At 40.6% G+C, this 18,798-nt stretch carries 12 protein-coding genes; 3 read left to right on the top strand and 9 right to left on the bottom strand.

All coding sequences use genetic code 11. The annotated features are described in order from the left end of the window. Positions 1-47: 47 nt before the first annotated feature. From HUU81_RS16640 to hemN, 9 genes are all read right to left on the bottom strand, one after another. The gene (locus HUU81_RS16640; RefSeq protein ID WP_199610015.1) at positions 48-1,646 is read right to left on the bottom strand and encodes a Tn7-like element transposition protein TnsE; all 1,599 of its coding nucleotides are present in this window, start codon (positions 1,644-1,646) and stop codon (positions 48-50) included. Further along, the gene (locus HUU81_RS16635) at positions 1,646-3,157 is read right to left on the bottom strand and encodes a TnsD family Tn7-like transposition protein (RefSeq protein ID WP_199610014.1); all 1,512 of its coding nucleotides are present in this window, start codon (positions 3,155-3,157) and stop codon (positions 1,646-1,648) included. Before HUU81_RS16635 ends, HUU81_RS16640 begins: the two co-directional genes overlap by 1 nt. Before the next feature lies 1 nt (position 3,158). After that, complete coding sequence (locus tag HUU81_RS16630; protein ID WP_199610013.1) at positions 3,159-4,817, bottom strand: AAA family ATPase; 1,659 nt, start codon at positions 4,815-4,817, stop codon at positions 3,159-3,161. 2 nt (positions 4,818-4,819) lie between these two features. After that, the gene (locus tag HUU81_RS16625; RefSeq protein WP_199610012.1) at positions 4,820-6,904 is read right to left on the bottom strand and encodes a DDE-type integrase/transposase/recombinase; all 2,085 of its coding nucleotides are present in this window, start codon (positions 6,902-6,904) and stop codon (positions 4,820-4,822) included. Then, positions 6,888-7,715, bottom strand: coding sequence for a TnsA endonuclease C-terminal domain-containing protein (locus HUU81_RS16620; RefSeq protein ID WP_199610011.1), 828 nt, complete (start codon positions 7,713-7,715; stop codon positions 6,888-6,890). Before HUU81_RS16620 ends, HUU81_RS16625 begins: the two co-directional genes overlap by 17 nt. Before the next feature lie 142 nt (positions 7,716-7,857). Then, positions 7,858-9,687 (bottom strand): glutamine--fructose-6-phosphate transaminase (isomerizing), encoded by a 1,830-nt coding sequence (gene glmS, locus HUU81_RS16615; RefSeq protein ID WP_199610010.1) that lies wholly within the window; start codon positions 9,685-9,687, stop codon positions 7,858-7,860. A 19-nt stretch (positions 9,688-9,706) separates the two neighbouring features. Then, entirely contained in the window at positions 9,707-10,474 is a 768-nt protein-coding gene (locus HUU81_RS16610; RefSeq protein WP_199610009.1) for a DeoR/GlpR family DNA-binding transcription regulator, read from the bottom strand. A gap of 142 nt (positions 10,475-10,616) precedes the next feature. Further along, positions 10,617-11,975, bottom strand: coding sequence for a bifunctional UDP-N-acetylglucosamine diphosphorylase/glucosamine-1-phosphate N-acetyltransferase GlmU (gene glmU / locus HUU81_RS16605; RefSeq protein WP_199610008.1), 1,359 nt, complete (start codon positions 11,973-11,975; stop codon positions 10,617-10,619). A 143-nt stretch (positions 11,976-12,118) separates the two neighbouring features. Continuing rightward, positions 12,119-13,582, bottom strand: coding sequence for an oxygen-independent coproporphyrinogen III oxidase (gene hemN / locus HUU81_RS16600; RefSeq protein WP_233520537.1), 1,464 nt, complete (start codon positions 13,580-13,582; stop codon positions 12,119-12,121). A 350-nt stretch (positions 13,583-13,932) separates the two neighbouring features. Between hemN and HUU81_RS16595 the strand changes: the two genes are divergently transcribed. The 3 genes from HUU81_RS16595 (at position 13,933) to HUU81_RS16585 (ending at position 18,749) form a co-directional block, all read left to right on the top strand. After that, the gene (locus HUU81_RS16595; RefSeq protein ID WP_199612121.1) at positions 13,933-15,225 is read left to right on the top strand and encodes a metal-dependent hydrolase family protein; all 1,293 of its coding nucleotides are present in this window, start codon (positions 13,933-13,935) and stop codon (positions 15,223-15,225) included. 462 nt (positions 15,226-15,687) lie between these two features. Next, the gene (locus HUU81_RS16590) at positions 15,688-16,839 is read left to right on the top strand and encodes an FIST signal transduction protein (RefSeq protein ID WP_199610007.1); all 1,152 of its coding nucleotides are present in this window, start codon (positions 15,688-15,690) and stop codon (positions 16,837-16,839) included. A 5-nt stretch (positions 16,840-16,844) separates the two neighbouring features. Beyond that, on the top strand, positions 16,845-18,749 hold the full coding sequence (locus HUU81_RS16585) for a putative bifunctional diguanylate cyclase/phosphodiesterase (protein WP_199610006.1): 1,905 nt from the start codon (positions 16,845-16,847) through the stop codon (positions 18,747-18,749). Positions 18,750-18,798: the final 49 nt, after the last annotated feature.

Here is an 18,798-nt window from a genome sequence, read left to right as displayed (position 1 = left end):
TAATATCAGTTTGAAATTAAACTATCCAGGATTGATTACAATTACTCTTAACACAATTTTTGATAAAATCGTTTGCTCCAGTTATTAATATCTTCATGCGTTAAGCTTCCATTCTTACCAGACTGTTGATGAGATATACCGAAGTGATTACTTTTCCCTACAAAATTATCAAAATACTCTTTTGGCCAAGACAATGAGCCTTTAAGTAAGCTCCTTTCAACATTTTCGATAAAGCTTTCAAATTTAACCACTTTAAATGCTTCTATAACCTTGGTTGATAATGGTTTGTTAGTATCCGAAGTGTCAACTTCCAATAAATAATATGAGCTGTTATCTGTTTTTATATATGAGACAGACAAGCATCTCGGGTTACCATCTGTTACTAACAAATGCTTAGTACATCTAGGTAATTTAGGCAATTTTCGTAATGAATAACTAATGACTTCGCATCCGTATTCAACTTTAAGTAACTCAAGCATTTTGAAGTAACTTTCAAACTTATTGATATACAAATGACTATCATCGGTCTGATCATCAATATTATCCCAATCAGCATTTGGCAGTTCACCTATAGTAGTAGCTTCATCAGTACTGACATCTTTTGAAGCTTTATCAGGTACTTCATCATCTTTTTTACCATTACTACTAATTCTATTCTTTTGAGCAATTTTTATCGTTTCAACAGCCTTATTAAATGACAAAGTGATGCTAGGCGGTTTTATTATTACTGTTTTGTTGTCGATGTTAGCGCTCGCTTCATCATCAACATTATGTTCGGCTGGACGCACAGTTCCCGCAGCATAACCACCATTACCTTTACCAATAACATCTTTAGTAAAATTAGGATGTGAAAATAATATTTTTTCAGGTAAATCATTAGGTATATCTGCAAGTCCTTCTATTTCATGCACAAACATCGCGTTTAAATCAGGATCAAACCAGCCTTTTACTGAAAAGCGGGTATTTGCCAGCAGCGGTGGATCAAACTTAAAATCCCACACTCTGTATTTACCAAGTTCTTTACCTTCAATTAGTTGATAACGACCAATACTCTCATACGAGCGACGCGCGTTTTCATCGACTAATATCCAGCTAAGCAGCCTCCTACAGCTTGGTTCGTTATAATAGTCGATTTTATACGTACAGCTCGGCATTACATCAATTGTTGCTATCCCTGTGTCTTTATTCACCATGACATCAAATTCAGCTTGTAATACATCTGGTGTCATAGCCGTGCGTGATAAGTAGCCATCATGAAAAAAGAGCGCTCTAGCTAATTCAAATTGAGGCAAGTAAACAGTCGTACCATCACCTATCTGAAATACAAAACAATACTGTTCACCATCCGCTTTACGATGATGTTTAATAACTGGGCAGTCTTTTACCTTAGCAACCTGCCATTCACGAGTATCTTTGATAGGAAAAGATTTATGGTATCCTTTTTTACTAACCTCAGTTTTTGAATTTAGGACTCTTTGCCGCACAATAATGGGGGATTGAGACAAGGTAAGATATGAGCGTTCACTTTTTACAGGAGAAGTAGATATATTGATACGCCATAGAGAGCCGTCATTTCTTCGAAACAAAGAGCCTATACCATTGATGACTGAATCATCGCTAAATCCATCTATTCTAAATTTATCCATTAAATCCGTATAATGTTCAGTAGAAAAGCATCAGCAAGAGGCGTCAACCTATGCTCGCTTAACCCCGACATCCTTAGTATATTCCATCGTCGTAACATGCTATTAGTAAGGCTTTGTTTAATAACAGCACACGTTATTCTTCTTATTTGATATTCAGCAATATTTTCACAAAACCTCAAGAAAAACAATTTACAAAGTGGTAGATCATTTAAATGTTTACCAATCGTTGATCCATGATAAAGTTTTGAAAAATACCAGTTCATAGAGTGACGTGGATCATCTAGCTTAAGTTCTGAATCATTTTTTATATGGCATAGTAATTTTACTAAATGTCTATCTCTCTTACTCCAATCAATCCTCGGGTTTTTAATTATGTTAGGTGCTTTATTCTGTTTATTCACTCGTAACAGCCACACCTTATCATGACGATATAACCACGCATATACGTGACCAAATTTATGCTTGCGAGCATTATTTACTCCGTTTTTGGCGACTACCGATAACCATAGATCCCTAAATTTACTCTTATCTTTTTCTGATGCATCAAGCTGTGGTATCGCTAATACCTTACGTTCTTTGGGTTGCAAACATATCCGCTTAAAGATATCTGCAACCCGCCATTCGTCTTCAAACAAGCTATGCCAGACAACTAGATGTTCTAAGTAACTAAATGCTTTTCTGTGTTTGCGAAATATTGTTTTTAGCCAACATGTTTCACTTTCTTCAGGGTATAAGCCATATTTTTTAAGCCACTTGCTTCCAAAGCACAAAACTACTTTTTCTTTTAACCTGCTGTAATCAATATGCTTTCCGCGATTTAATCCACGTTCAACTAGTGTTGCCCTATAGTAATTTGTCCACTGCTCTGAACTTGGTGAATCAAAAGGTTTAAGCTGTAATAGCTCATCTACACTCTGAGTTATTAAATCAGATTGAATACAACTTGGTGGCTGGATATCATCCGTTCGACAAGAGTGATGAGTCGCAGGTGTATATTCATGCTTATGAACTGGATGCCTCGGTACACTGGAATCAATTAAAGCTCCATGTAACAAACAACTATCGACACCTGAAACCTGCCAATTGCGTAACCAATAATATTCACCAAATTTGTTTCTTTGTTCCAAAAGACAAGCGGGGCAATATCTCAACCATCTAGGCTGTTTTACGCGAGAAGCAGCAACACCTAGAGCTAAGTGTGTACTTCCTTTTGCTTGTTTCTTCATAAAACTAAGGCATTTCTTCCTGCGTTTTTCATCAACAAATGGAGCATATAGTGGGAAAAGGGTATGTGAATAGATTAGTTCCACAGGAGAAGTTGTTTTTCTCTGCGGAAACAAACTAGAAATTTTATTAATATGACTAGGCAAATCAACAGTAGCAACTACCTTTCGGTCATTATAAACATCATCCAATATCTCTTTAGGAGAAACAATCCCTTGATGAACCCCATACCTTGCGATAACACTGTAAATCAGCTCATCACGATAAGGTAAAGGAAAGTCAAACATGTTAACCGATTTGTTTTATCCAACCAGGTAAGTCAAATAATTCATCCCTATAGCTTAAGTTTTTATATAAATCTCCTTTTTTAGCCTGAGAGAATTTAAAACGCATGTCATCTGAGTCTAATGTATGCCAGTTTGTTTGTTGAACATTCTTCTGCTTTTTATTTGTTTTAGACTTAACTGGTTTTTCATACCAATCTAATACTATAGGCATTAGCTCCCGCACAGTTAAATTAGGGTAATCTTTGAAAGCCCGTTCAATCAGCGGTGGTAAAATTTGAGAGTCACAGTCCATTGCCAATAGCAAGTTAAAAAGTCGCATCGCTTGCTCATTGTTTTGAAATGGTTGCTCTTTATCTTGCTTAGCTTTTAATTCATCTATTTTTTGCCGTAAATCTAGTACCTTTTTATCAATATCAACTAGCTGTAAATCTGAATATTTAGCAATTAATTCAACGTCGCCTGAACGTAATGCTGCCAGCATAGGATGTACAGGCTTAAGCTCATCTTGATAAACCTGTTTTAGTAAATTTACCGTTATACGCTCAACACCTGTAGCTATTGCCCTAAGCTGCGCTAAAACGAATAATTTGACAACAATATCTAGTACCCCTTGTGATAAGTCATACCAGCATTCACGGATATCTTCAGAAAGCGTTTCATCTCTTTTTAGTAACCACTGATAGCGCCATAATTTATCACTAAATGCTATCCACTCTGTTTTACGTAATTCCCCTGTTTTGCGATCTTTACTCGGTTTTTCAGCTCTCATTGGTTGCCAAAACAGTGAACCAAATCCAGCACTTCGTCGGCCTGACTGCAACTCCAATTCAAAAATAGGTCTAGCTTTTGGTGTACCAACCATAACTACTGGAACACCAATAACATTAACCAATGCAACAAAAAACTCCAGCATTTTTTCCTTACCACCAGAGCGTCTTTGACTTAAACGCTGAATTTCGTCAATGACTAATATGCCTATTGCTTTTTGAGTAGCAGCCTGACTCATTAATGCCAGTAAAACCTCAGTGCTATGGCGTTTTTTAGCATATTTATCTTCATAATTTGTATGAAGTACCCTGTCTAGTTCACGAAAGAAATTTAGACACAAGCTTTTTAAAGAACCATCGTGAGGACATTCGATTTTTAAATAAGATAGCTGAATAAAGTTATGTTGCTCATGGTATATAACTTGAGGGTACGTCGCTAAAATTCGATTTATAGTTGTACTTTTTCCGCTGCCTGAACAACCGATTAAAGATAAACTTTTGGCTGTTGAATTAGTTTGAGCAAAGCGGAAGTTATCCAATTCACCAGACATAATTCTTTCGTATCCGTTTTGCATGTGAGTATTAAGCGAGCCATCAGCTAAGTTTCTCCCAACATACCCTCCACGGATCATGATAGATATTTTTTCTTCAAGCTGTAAATGGTTGGCTATCGGCTGAAAGAAGTCATCAAGAAGTGCTGCTACTTCATGAGCGCGTTCCCGGGCATTACTAAACACGTCCTGAGGGTTATATTTAATTTCCCCTGTCAGCCTTGTTTTAATTTGCTGTACAGACATTATTGGTGTTAATGCTTCAATAAATGGATTACCACGATACCGTTCAATACCAGGGTCCTTGTATATTGCGGAGACAAAATTACTTGGTAACGTCATAACTAGTCATCCTCACTAAATAATTCATCAATATGATCAGGATAACTGTAATCTTCATCTACTTGCTCTGTTAGGTGAATGATATCAGCTTGTTTTTCATTAACATTTTCTTCTGGCCTATATGCATTACTTTGCCTTTCTATGGCTTTAATCTTTCGCTTATTTTCATTGATAGATGATATTTTTTCAGCATTAGATAATGGTTTAAGACCTGAAGCAATTTTCACTGCTTGCTTAATTTTATTTGCTACAAACTCTTCATGTTCTCGCTTCTTCTGCTCTGCTAACAACTTGCTTTTGGCCATGGTTTGTTTTTGTTCTTCTTGAATTTGCCAAACATCCCAAAAAGACGCACCTTCAAACTCTCTTGAGCGAGGTGTTAATTTAAAGATCCAATATTTAGTGGAGTTTTTTTCTGGAAATATATAAATATGATCTGCTGAAGCAGGGTCATACGCTGCATCTAGCTTTTCAGGTCTTTTAGCTTCCGAAGAACGATGTAGCCAGCCTTGTTGAACAACCTCAACGGAGGTGTAATAAACGCCATAAATACAAACGCCCAAATCTGAAAGTGTCGCTTTAACTCTTGGTAATAAGGATACTCTCAACGCATCATACGATGCAGTTCTTAATCTACCAGTCCTATGTTGTAACCCCCACTGCCATAGCTCTTTCGGCACTAAAGGCAGATCACTTGGCATATCAGCATCGCGATCGTATTTTTCGAGGGTCGCGAATTGATTATGGTACAACACAGAAGACAAAATAATTTCTTTAAATGCCCGAACTGTTAGTTTCGCATCCAATCGATAATCTTTTCCACCTCGTTTTTTGACCTTCGTGCCAGTGACCACACCTGGTGCAAATGGAGTAAAGTCGGCTTGAATAGTTTTAAAGTTTCGCTCTACAATACCTTTGGCATCACCTCGATAAGGTGGTGTATTTTCAATACGTATGGAAAAGTTACTTTCTAAGCTTTCTATTTGATATCCGAGTATTTCCCCTCTGTCCGCTAAAATGGCATCAGGCAATCCAACAGCCGGCCAATCTTCGCTTGTTATCTCAAAACCGTATTTCCTGCAAAACTCAACTTTATCTGTCATAGCCATTGCTAACGACTGTATTGCGGCAATGTATGATGCATTTTCAAATCCAACATAAAAACCAGCAACCATTCGACTAAACACGTCAATAACCATGTAGATGACAGGGCGACCAACTATATTAGCCTTATCACTATCTGACACTAAATAAATATCAGCAATTGTCGCGTCTATTTCATATCGAGATCCTGGTCCAAGTACTTGAGTGTTTGCAGTACTAATTAACGGCCTAACATCCTTATTATATTCGATGCGCGAAACTCGCCTTTGTATTTTATCTACCTGTTGATATTCCCTTTTATAAAAGTGCATCATTTGCCAATTGGTCGGAATTTCTTCTTCTTGAGTATTCGGAAAGTGGTTTTCATACAAAGATTTAAATCTTCGGTGAGCGTAGGGAAATGAGTAACCTTTATCAGTTAACAAGTACTTATCAATTGCAATTCGAAATAGCCTCTCAATAAATGAGTCAATGATTGCACCGGTACCTGGCATATACTTCCTTGGTCGGCCTAGTTTCTTATTAGTTGCAAGGCGCTTTTTGCCTTTTGCTCCTGAGTTTTTGTAATCAGGAAGCAACGCATTTTGAGTTTGCCCTCGTTGCCAATAACGCCGAGCTAAACGATAAAGCGTTTGTTTGGTTGAACCATGCTTCTCGATAATTTGATTAATAATCGCTGAGCGCGACTTAGCAAGGTAAAACTCTGATGATTCCACTAAAGGCTTTATCAACTGATAATTGTTATCTCGTTTTGTTTTTGCAATTGTACCTTCTTCAGGAGTTTGAAAAGAAAGTTCAGAATAGGGGTCATCTATTCGAGTTAATACCTCTTCATCAATAGCAATTTCTAGTTCCTTTTTATCTACCAACTGTGGAAATGCGGAAGTACTATCTAATGCGATCCATATCAGGTGATCGGGCATCAGCATTAACACTCTAAAAGGCACTTCGTTGTACTTAACAACCTCATTGATTTGAAACACGGTAGGCCTCCTGCAACAATTTGGCTGTCCCTGTTTTTAATTGCTTTGCCTTTAATTTTGACGCTAGGACAAAAATATCAAATGTAAAACAGCGTTTAGCCAATAAGTGCCTAACTTCTCCTAATGACTCACCAACTTGAAGTTCATATGCTATATCTAAGTTCTTACAAATATCGATGATGTTTTTATTGGGGTTCTTAGTAAAGTGATGGTCATAATAATCAACGCGCTGAATTAACAACTCCATATCTATTTCGTCACGCTGGGCAGGGTACAACCATTTAATATTTTTGATGACTGTTTCAGGTATATCCCTCTCCGTTATCAAAAACCAAGGTACTTCTTTCAACTGCCAATATCTTCGTTCTAACTCTAATTTTTCAATTGTTCTAGCATCACTCAATGCCTCTGAATGCTTTACCTGGAGTACAAATTTAGGCTGATTAGGATCTTGTGAGTTAACGAGAAAATCTGAAGACATATATTGCATAACACCAGATAAACTGGGGTGGTCAATACCAGATTCTAAAGCTATTTGCCGTGTAGTTTCTATTTCTAAAGGAAATTGTTCGCGAATTTGCACAATATCCTGATGCCACTCGAGTAACAAAAAAACAGCAAGCTCTATATCTGAAAGCAAATGATGAGTGCGTTGTGATTTATGACCAAATACTCTATGAACTCGACCATCAGAAGGTAAGTCCCTAACGGTTATCCAAGGCTTATACTCCGAATGTTGACCAGAGCCTCGACCTTCTTTAATCCATTTATTGTTTTTAGCCTCCGAGTTTCCTAATTTTCTCGATGCCATAAAAAACCGCCTTGTTTATGCTCATAAATTAAGCATAGATAAGACGGTTTCAGTATGCAACTTTATTACTCAGTATGATACTTTAATACTTAGTATTAAACTTTATTACTCTCCCACAGCACAGCAATCAACAAGCTCCTTTTTACTCGACCGTCACAGACTTCGCTAAGTTTCTTGGTTGGTCTACGTCTGTGCCTTTGATTAAGGCTACGTGGTAAGACAGCAGTTGCAGTGGAATGGTGTATAAAATTGGTGCGACTACTTCGTCGATGTGGCTAACGTTGAGTACTCGCATGGTGTCGTCGCTGGCAAATTGGGCGTCTTTGTCGGCGAATACGTATAGGATGCCGCCGCGTGCGCGTACTTCTTCTACGTTTGATTTTAACTTTTCTAGTAGGTCGTTATTTGGTGCGACGACGATGATTGGCATTTCTGCATCTATCAGGGCGAGTGGGCCATGCTTTAATTCACCTGCGGCGTACGCTTCGGCATGAATGTATGAAATTTCTTTTAGCTTAAGCGCGCCTTCCATTGCAATTGGATATTGGTTGCCGCGACCTAAGAATAAACTGTGGTTTTTGTCGGCAAATTCTTCTGCAAGCTTTTCAATGTCGTTGGCGAGATCTAATGACTCTTCTAACTTGTTTGGCAGGCTTTGTAGTGCCGCTACAATATTTTGTTGTTGTTCTGCGCTTAGGTTTTTATGCTTGCCTAGTGCAAGTACTAACATTAGTAAGCTAACAAGCTGTGTTGTAAATGCTTTAGTGGAAGCTACACCTATTTCTGCGCCTGCGCGGGTCATAAAGTTAAAATCTGACTCACGAACGAGCGATGAACCCGGTACGTTACAAATGGTTAAGCTTGATTTATAGCCAATTTCTTTTGCTAAACGTAACGCCGCTAAGGTGTCTGCGGTTTCACCTGATTGTGAAATGGTTACAATCATAGCGTTTTTAGGCACGAACGATTTGCGGTAGCGGAACTCTGAGGCAATTTCGATATTACATGCTACGCCTGCTAATTCTTCTAACCAGTAACGGGCAACCATGCCTGCGTGGTAACTGGTGCCACATGCAATAATTTGTACGTGCTCAATGTCTTTAAACACGTCGGCTGCGTTGTGGCCAAATGCGTCGTCGATTACCGTGCCGTTGGCAAGGCGGCCTTCCAGTGTATTACGTACTGAAATAGGTTGCTCAAAAATTTCTTTTAGCATGTAGTGGCGGTATACGCCTTTGTCGCCTGCGTCATGCGTCACGTCTGATTCAATTTCTTCGCGCTCTACAGGGTTACCGTCTTTATCAAAAATACGCACGCTGGTTTTAGTTACTTCAGCTACATCGCCTTCTTCTAAGAAGATAAAACGACGTGTTACAGGTAATAACGCGAGCTGATCAGAGGCGATAAAGTTTTCTTCAAAACCTAAGCCAATTACTAATGGTGAGCCTGAACGTGCTGCTACCATAGTGTCTTTATCATTTTGGTCGAACATTACTGTGCCGTAAGCACCATCAAGTTGTTTCACCATTTTTTGTAGGGCTTCTACAAGGCTACCGCTAGATTGGCGTTCGTGGTGCATTAAGTGCGCCATTACTTCTGTGTCGGTATCTGACGTGAACTGGTAACCTTTTTCTTTTAGCATGTCGCGCAGTGGCGCGTGATTTTCAATAATACCGTTGTGTACCAGTGCGATGTTGGTTGACTTGTGTGGGTGTGCGTTGGCTTCGGTTACGCTGCCATGAGTTGCCCAGCGCGTGTGCGCGATACCCGTTGTTCCTGCCACCGGCGATGCTTCAATGGCGTTAACAAGTTCTTGCACTTTACCCACTGCACGTACACGCTGAATGTGTTGACTATTATCAACAAGCGCGACGCCTGCTGAGTCGTAACCACGGTATTCTAAACGTTTTAGGCCTTCAAGTAGGATGTTTACTACATTCCTTTCTGCTACTGCGCCAACTATTCCACACATCTTGTGTTCTCCTAAGTATTTATTCTGCGGCGCGAATGACGCGCACACCTTGTTGTTCGATAATTCGCGTTGCTTCGTCGCTTAACGCGGTGTCTGTGATTAATACTGAAATTGCCGACCACGGTAATTCCAGATTATGAATTTTTCTGCCTACTTTATCTGACTCGGCCATCACCACGACTTCACGTGCCACTTCCGCCATCACTTGTGACAAGCTGTATAGCTCATTATAGGTGGTTGTGCCACTAGCAAGGTCGATGCCGTCGCAACCAATAAATAATTGGTCAAAGTCGTAGGCGCGTAGTACTTGTTCTGCTAATTTACCTTGAAATGACTCAGAACGTGGATCCCATGTACCGCCTGTCATCAGTAGTGTGGGTTCATTTTCAAGCTCGTGAATGGCATCAGCAATAGAAAGTGAGTTAGTCATTACCACTAAACCATTTTTGGCAATCAGTTCTGGTAATAATGCTGAGGTGGTTGAGCCGCTGTCGATGATAATACGATTATGATCACGAATGAGTGAGGCGGCAGCTTGAGCAAGTGCTTGCTTTCGTTTTGAAACTTTTTCTTCAATAGCAGGGCTAATAATTTCTTGTGGCACAGGCACTGCACCACCAAAGCGGCGTAACAGCAAGCCATTACTTTCTAGTGCGGCAAGATCTTTACGAATGGTCACTTCTGATGTTGCTAAACGTTGCGCGAGTTGATCGACACTGACTTCACCGTGCTCGGTAAGCAGGTCGACAATATGGCGTCTTCGCTGTTGCGTATTTCGTTTTTGCATAAAAAGTGGAAATTAGTGTCATTAAGTTTCAATTTGAAACATATTCTAAGTAACAAGTTTCGTTATGACAAGTTTGAAAGTAAAAAAGATCAAAAAAAGAGCGGCAGTCGCTCTTTTTTAATAATGTGATTGAACAGTATGCTTATTTCTTTTCAGGGCGCTGCCAGCTGCTGATATTACGCTGTTTGCCACGGGCGACGGCAAGTTCTTCAGCTTCAACATTTTTGACAATGGTTGAACCTGCGCCAACAGTAGCGTTGTCTGCAATACTTACTGGTGCCACTAATGACGAGTTAGAACCGATAAAGGCGCCAGCACCAATGTGGGTTTGAAACTTATTTACACCGTCGTAGTTGCAGGTAATAGTGCCCGCGCCAATATTGGCTTTTTCACCAACGGTCGTATCACCTAGGTAAGTAAAGTGATTCGCTTTTGCCCCTTTGCCAAGTGTGGACTTTTTCATTTCAACAAAGTTACCTAATTTAGCACCTTGTTCCATGACTGAGCCCGGTCTTAGGCGGCCGAATGGGCCAATTGTGCACTGCTCTGCAACGCTGGCATCATCAATAATGGAATTAGCTTCAATCACCGTGTTATCACCAATTTGGCAATCACGTAAAATGCAGTTTGCACCGATTTTTACGTTATTACCTATTGTTACCTTGCCTTCAAAAATAACGTTAACGTCAATGCTGACATCTTGTCCTGTTGTTACGTCGCCGCGTACGTCTATACGCGCAGGATCAGCTAAGCTAGCCCCATTTAACATTAGTGTTTCGGCTTGGCGCGCCTGAAAAGCACGCTCTAATGCAGCAAGTTGTACGCGGTTGTTAGCGCCTTCTACTTCAATCGCAGAGGCTGGATGCGCAGTTTCTATTTGGCAACCTTGCTCGTGCGCCATGGCAATAATATCGGTTAGGTAGTATTCGCCTTGTGCGTTGTCATTAGAAAGGTTGTTTAACCAATTTTTTAGGTTGCTGGCATCGGCTACTAGTATGCCTGTATTTACTTCATTGATTAGCAGCTGCTCGGGTGCTGCGTCTTTTTGTTCAATAATGCCGACTACGCGGTTATCTTCACGTACAATGCGACCGTAGCCCATGGGATCGTCAAGAATGACCGTTAATAAGCCAATGCCGTTGTCTGGTTTTACGGCCATTAGTTTTTCAAGTGTGGAAAGCTGAGTTAGCGGCACATCGCCATATAAAATAACAACGCGATGATCATCAGGAATGTTCGGCATTGCTACTTGTACGGCATGCCCTGTACCTAGCTGTTCGGCTTGAAGTACCCATTCAACGTTATTATGAGAAAGTTGCTCTTTTAATTGTTCACCACCATGGCCATACACTAGGTGTATATTGTTGGCGCCAATGCCGTTGGCGGTATCAATAACATGTTGCACCATAGGTTTATTGGCGATCGGGTGAAGAACTTTTGGTAGACTTGAACGCATGCGAGTACCTTTACCCGCCGCTAAAATAATGACGCTAATTCCCATAAATTAAACCTTATTTGTCATCCTGTGCAATTGGCTGTTAATGCTAAAACTATAAAGTGACAATGTTAATACAAAATGTGCAGGTACAGGAAATTAACTCGTCACTTTTTTAGCTGGTATTGAACAAAATGTTGATCGGTTTACTACAAAATCCGTGAATATCGCTGTTGTTGCGCAGTATTGCTTATATATGCATCGAACGCTGTACAAATCATCCGAGCAAATAATCTCCCTTTATTGGTAATATAAATGCTGCGATCAATAATTTGAATCAATTCATCAGTTATGAAGGGCTGAATGCTTGCTAAGCTATCACTAAAGTATTGTTCAAAATTAATATTGAATTGCTCTTCAATTTTGCGCATTGAAAGCACTGAGTGACACAGTAAACTTTTTATCACGGCGGCGCGAATACGGTCATCTTTAGACAAATTGAGCCCTACAGTAACTGCCGAGGCATCCTCATTTAACTTTTTATAGTAGTGTTTTAATTGTTTTTCATTTTGAAAGATACTGCTGCCAATTTGGCTAATAGAGGATACACCGAGCCCTAATAAGTCACTGTCTTTAAGGGTGGTATAGCCTTGAAAGTTGCGATGCAAGTTACCTTTACGTTGTGCTATTGCGAGGCTGTCGTCTTTTTTAGCAAAATGATCAATGCCAATGTATTGATAGCCTGCTTGCGTCATTTGCTGAATGGTATTTTTGAACATCATTAGCTTGTGGCTAGGTGATGGTAAAGCGTGGCTATCAATCTTGCGTTGTGCGGCAAAGCGTTCAGGCAAATGCGCATAGTTAAATACCGATACGCGGTCTGGCGACAGGTCTAGTAGCATATCGATACTCTTTTTAAATGATTCGGGGGTTTGGTGCGGCAAGCCATAAATAAAGTCGGCATTTACTGAGTCAAATTGTAAAGCGCGCGCTTGTTCAAATAATGCTGCAATTTGTTCGTAACTTTGCTCACGGTTAACCGCTTGTTGTACGTCTGGATTAAAGTCTTGAATGCCAATACTGATTCGATTAAATCCAAGCTTTTTTAATAAACACAGTGATGATGGTCTTAAGCTTCTGGGATCTATTTCTATGCTGACTTCAGCCGTTTTGTGAAGCGTAAATGCAGCATTAATTGCCTTCATAATACGTATCATTTGCTCATCAGTTAAAAACGTAGGCGTGCCACCACCAAAGTGCAGCTGATTAATCGTGTAATGGCTAAAGTTGGGGGCCTGTTGAGTCAGCTCTTCAATCAAAAAGTCAAGGTATTGATCGGCTTTGTGCTGGTGGCGCGTGATCACTTTATTACAGCCACAGTAGTAACAAAGTTGATGACAAAACGGAATGTGAATATACAGCGATAGGGTGTTGTTCGCGCTATTATTGATTGCATGTTGAACGTCATCAGCGGAGTAATTGGGCTGAAAAGACAACGCTGTAGGATAAGACGTATAGCGCGGCCCCGACACATTGTATTTTGTGATGAGTGCTTCGTCCCACTCTATATTATTGATAGCACTGAGTTCGATAGCGTTGAGATCGGGCTCAGGACGATTAAGTATGTGCTGCTTATTCATAGTGGTTGTAGCTAAAGAGATCGCATTTGACATTGCCGTACTCACGTATAAGATAAATTACTGTAAATCCAAATTCACATATAACCTTGTTTGCTGCCCACTGGTTACAAGTAACAGGTTACATAAGATGAAGTTTGTCGTTATCGCTGTACATAGATTGGGCGTCATCATAGAGTATGCAGGGTGTGGCTTTTATGATCTGTCGCAATAAATAGCGTGATAGTGTCTTATATCATTAGTAACGCTAAGCACAAGATGATGAATTTAACAGCGTTCCAACCCATTAAAATAATAAAAGGACAACGCGCGTGAAGTTACCCATAAGTACCCTCTTTAAACTAACTTGTAATAATCAATCTTTGACTCGCTCACGCTTACAACAAATGTGCGGTATCACATCATGTTTATTTGCTAGTGCCATGGTGATTAATAGTGCGCAGGCGGCTACGCTGATACACGCAGGTAAAGTGATAGATGGTGTGTCTGATGAGATCCAGTCGAATATGACCATTGTGGTTGATGGCAACGAAATCATAAAGTTAAGTCAAGGCTTTATCGAGCCACAACAAGGCGACACTGTTATAAATATGAAGCAGCGTACAGTGATGCCGGGACTTATGGATATGCATACGCACTTTTCTTACCAGTCTAGCCCAGCGTCTTATTCTGAAGGCTTTAAATTAAACCCTGCGGATTATGCGCTAAGAGCGACGGTATATGCGAAAAAAACACTGCAAGCAGGGTTTACTACCGTACGAGATTTAGGTGACGCACATAATATTACGGTGGCATTACGTAATGCTATTGACCAAGGCTGGGTAAGCGGGCCGCGCATCTATACCGCTGCGAAATCGATTGCAACGACTGGCGGACATGCCGATCAAACCAATGGCTATCGTGCCAATTTAGCGCCTGATCCTGGGCCAAAAGAAGGGGTGATTAACAGTGCTGCCGAAGCGCGAAAAGCGGTGCGCCAGCGTTATAAAGATGGTGCTGATCTTATTAAAATCACGGCAACGGGTGGCGTGCTTAGTATGGCAAAAAGCGGTCAAAATCCGCAGTTTACGACGAATGAGCTTAACGGCATTATGGAAGCGGCTAATGACTATGGCATGACCGTCGCAGTTCACGCGCATGGCAAAGAAGGCATGAAGCGTGCGGTGCAGGCCGGAGTCAGCTCAATTGAGCATGGAACTTACATGGACGATGAAGTAATCGCGTTGATGAAAAAACATGGTACTTATTATGTGCCGACAATAAGCGCGGGTAAATTTGTGGCAAAAAAAGCGCGTATTCGTGGTTATTTTCCTGACATGGTAAGACCCAAAGCCGCTAAAATTGGCCCATTAATTCAGCAAACGTTTACTAAAGCTTATCGCGCAGGCGTAAATATTGCGTTTGGCACTGATGCTGGTGTGTTTCCGCATGGTGAAAACTACAAAGAGTTTGAATACATGGTAGAAGGTGGTATGCCTGCCATGGTAGCAATTAAGTCGGCAACCATTGAAGCAGCGAAACTATTACGTATTGACGATAAACTTGGCACGCTTGAGTCAGGCAAATTAGCTGACATCATCGCAGTGAATGGTGATCCGTTAGAGAATATTAAGCTAATGGGAAGCGTGACTATGGTTATGAAAAACGGCGAAGTGGTGCTTAATACGACAAACCCATAATTGCTAACCGATAGCCTGATAAATGCAGGTGTAATCAGCCTGCACTTATTCTCATAGCCTTTTTATTTTAACCTCGCAAGGTGCACTTTTCTTAGCGCGATTGTTACTGCTAACAGTCGCGCACTATCAATGCGTGTGATAGTAATGCGCCTGCTAATTTAGTGCATGTAATGATGTAAAGATTCAATGCAACCTTAATTGCGTCATCTACACTTAATTATATTCGTTCCACTTGAAGATGCTGTGTTGTTGATTGTACGCTTTCACCCCAATCATTGAGTTTATCTAAGTTCATGGGGACGCAATTTTTTGTCGCCTAGCCGCACTTTCAATGGCTTTATGTATATACCGTTGAAAATCAGGCTCGTTTCAGTTTAAAGTGGTTAATAATTTACCCAGCAGCGGCGGTGTTCAGTCACCGTTTAGAGCTTTGATATGAAGTTAAACTAGTAGGAAGATGTAATGAAAGTGACTCAATATCAGCTGATAGACAGGCAGTGGCAAACCAATTTGCCAAACAATAGTAGCGCAAACTGGGTGTTGGCGTTTGGCGAGCGTGGACTAATGGAAGATGCTGCCTTACAACAACAAATTCGAACGGCTTTTCCTCATGTTGAACTGATTGGTTGCTCAACCAGCGGAGAAATAATTGGCTGTGTTCTGGAAGACGATACACTTGTGCTTTCCGCCATTGAATTTGAACATACGCAAGTTACAGCAGTTCATATTAATATTGATGATGTCGACTCCCCTGAAATTGCGGCAACCCAGCTTGCTGCTCAACTTCCTACTGATAGTTTAAAGCACGTTGTTTTACTGTGTGACGGCCAGCGAATAAATGTGTCTGTATTAGTAAAAGCAATGGAAAGTGCATTGCCAGAAGGCGTTGCGATTACGGGCGGAATGGCAGGGGATGCAACGCGCTTTCAAAAAACGGTGTTATGGCACAACGAGGTAGCTGAATCGGGTTTGATTGTTGCCTGCGGGTTGTATGGCGATGCGATTCGAGTAGGTTATGGCAGCATGGGAGGCTGGGAAGAGTTTGGCCCAGAGCGCATTATTACTAAAGCGAAAGGCAATGCGCTGTATGAGTTAGATGGACAACCCGCTTTGCAATTATATAAGCGTTATTTGGGCGATGCTGCTGAACAATTGCCTGCTTCAGGCACCCGCTTTCCTTTGAGTATGAGCGAGCCAGGCGCTGATGAAAGTGTTGTACGCAGTGTGATGAGTGTAGATGAAGCACAGCAGTGTTTGTATTTTGGTGGCGACATGCCAGAAGGCGCTAAAGTGAAGTTAATGTCTGCCAATTTTGACAATTTAATTGAAGGGGCGCATGGTGCAGCGCAACACGCAATGGTGGCGGTGGAGAATATGCCCGCGTTTGCTTTACTGGTAAGCTGCGTAGGAAGAAAAATCGTTTTAAAACAAGAAACAGAAAGTGAGTTAGAAGCGGTGCAAGAAGTACTAACAAGTGACTGTACAATAACTGGTTTCTATTCTTACGGAGAAATTTCACCATTACTTAATAGCCATACCTGTAGCTTGCATAACCAAAGTATGACTATTACTACCTTTGCCGAATATTCGCCAAATAACGAGGCTGCCGAGTAACTACAATGCATCGTTTATTAGCGCGCCAGTTAAAACGTTATTTAGCCGATAAATCATTCTCTCCTGAAATGGAACGTTTTATTAAAGCCATTGATCAAGCATACACGCAGGCAGATGAAGATCTTAAGATTTTTCAACGTTCACTTGCGGTAACATCAGAAGAGCTTAACGAGCGTAATGCTATGTTAGAGCAGGAAGTCGAAAAACAGCTGATTGCGCAGCAAGACTTAAAAGAATCATTAGCCGTACTTAATGCAACCTTTGACTCAACCGGCGAAGCCATCATCACTTTTGATATTGATGGATTAGTTAAAAAATACAATCAACCCGCGGAAGCATTTTTTGAATTAGAAGGTGTGCAAGTCCCTTTAACAGTTTCTCACTTCAAGGGGATGTTTAAAGTTATTAAGGATGTACAAGGGATTACTCGCGATCTTGCACATATTAAAGCAGATCCTGATTGCGAAATTTTTGGGCAATTTGAGCTGTATACAGGGCGAATTTATGAATACCACTCGTTAGCGCAAATAGATGATGGCAAATTATATGGCAGAGTGTGGTGTTTTAGAGATGTTACCGATCTTAAGAAAAGCGAAGCGCTAGTTAAGCATCAAGCTTATCATGATGCGCTAACCAACTTACCAAATCGTATTTTACTGGATGATCGATTACAGCATGCCGTGAATTACTCCGCACGGTATGGCACACAAGTCGCTGTCTTATTCATTGATTTAGATGACTTCAAAAAAGTGAATGACTACGCCGGACATCAGGCGGGCGATCAGGTCTTAACCGAAGTGTCGCAACGCATTCAGAGTTGTACACGTGAGATAGACACATTAGCCCGTTTAGGTGGTGACGAGTTTGTAGTGTTACTAGAGAATTTAGAAGATTATCGCATTGCCAGCGCCACTTCCCATCGAATTATAGAATCACTTGCTCAGCCATTTCACATAGATGAAAACGACTTTTATATATCTTCCAGTATAGGTATTAGTGTTTATCCAAAAGACAGTGACACACCTGACGAGTTATTAAGAAAAGCAGATATGGCGATGTATCACGCTAAATCACAAGGCAAGAGTAACCATCAATATTTTGATGCTGCGCTAGAGCAACATTCACTTCGCCAAATGCAACTAGAGCGTTTATTGCGTGACGCCATAGATAAAAAGCAATTAAGCGTATATTACCAACCTAAAGTGGACTTAAAAGACGGTGCAGTTACGTCACTTGAAGCATTAATTCGGTGGACAACGGAGGCGGGCCATATGATTTTGCCAACCGAATTTATTCCTATCGCAGAACAAACAGGTTTAATTAACCAGATAGGTATATTAGTGTTTGAACGCTGTTGCCAGCAATTAGCACAATGGCAAACGTTAGGCATTAGCGATATGCAAATTTCGTTGAATATTTCGCCGATAGAATTTTGTAATAAAGACTTGTGCCATCAATTGAAAGGCATGTTAGATAAATACAACGTACCTGCAAAGCAAATAGAATTAGAGATCACAGAATCGTTACTCTTAGATGATATGCATTACGCAAAACAAGTGTTAAGGCAACTTCGAGAAATGGACTTTTCAGTAGCAATTGACGACTTTGGCACGGGATATTCTTCGCTAAAATATTTACAGCAATTGGAAATAGACACCCTGAAAATTGATAAGTCGTTTGTCATAAACTTAAACGCGCAATCACAAGGCGCCGCCATAGCCGATACAATTATCACCCTAGCTCATAACCTTAATTTAAAAGTGGTCGCTGAAGGGGTTGAAAATGAAAAGGCGCTCTCTTTTTTAAAAGAACGTGGATGCGATGTGGTGCAAGGCTTTTATTACTACAAACCCATGCCGAGCGAACAAGTTACAGCAGTGCTATTAGGGCTAGAGAAAAAATCTAAATAACCGCCAGACTTCCTTCCAAAGTAAATACGACATTTTTTCAAGAGAGTAA

It is taken from the genome of Flocculibacter collagenilyticus, assembly GCF_016469335.1.
GTDB lineage: Bacteria > Pseudomonadota > Gammaproteobacteria > Enterobacterales > Alteromonadaceae > Flocculibacter > Flocculibacter collagenilyticus.
Note: the sequence above shows the minus strand (reverse complement) of the source record. Positions and strands in the feature narration are given on the sequence as shown.

Bases quoted from the DNA above. Each gene is read 5' to 3' on its own strand.
- HUU81_RS16640 (WP_199610015.1), bottom strand. From the start codon at position 1,646: ATGGATAAATTTAGAATAGATGGATTTAGCGATGATTCAGTCATCAAT.
- HUU81_RS16635 (WP_199610014.1), bottom strand. From the start codon at position 3,157: ATGTTTGACTTTCCTTTACCTTATCGTGATGAGCTGATTTACAGTGTT.
- HUU81_RS16630 (WP_199610013.1), bottom strand. From the start codon at position 4,817: ATGACGTTACCAAGTAATTTTGTCTCCGCAATATACAAGGACCCTGGT.
- HUU81_RS16620 (WP_199610011.1), bottom strand. From the start codon at position 7,715: ATGGCATCGAGAAAATTAGGAAACTCGGAGGCTAAAAACAATAAATGG.
- glmS (WP_199610010.1), bottom strand. From the start codon at position 9,687: ATGTGTGGAATAGTTGGCGCAGTAGCAGAAAGGAATGTAGTAAACATC.
- HUU81_RS16610 (WP_199610009.1), bottom strand. From the start codon at position 10,474: ATGCAAAAACGAAATACGCAACAGCGAAGACGCCATATTGTCGACCTG.
- glmU (WP_199610008.1), bottom strand. From the start codon at position 11,975: ATGGGAATTAGCGTCATTATTTTAGCGGCGGGTAAAGGTACTCGCATG.
- hemN (WP_233520537.1), bottom strand. From the start codon at position 13,582: ATGTCAAATGCGATCTCTTTAGCTACAACCACTATGAATAAGCAGCAC.
- HUU81_RS16595 (WP_199612121.1), top strand. From the start codon at position 13,933: ATGTGCGGTATCACATCATGTTTATTTGCTAGTGCCATGGTGATTAAT.
- HUU81_RS16590 (WP_199610007.1), top strand. From the start codon at position 15,688: ATGAAAGTGACTCAATATCAGCTGATAGACAGGCAGTGGCAAACCAAT.
- HUU81_RS16585 (WP_199610006.1), top strand. From the start codon at position 16,845: ATGCATCGTTTATTAGCGCGCCAGTTAAAACGTTATTTAGCCGATAAA.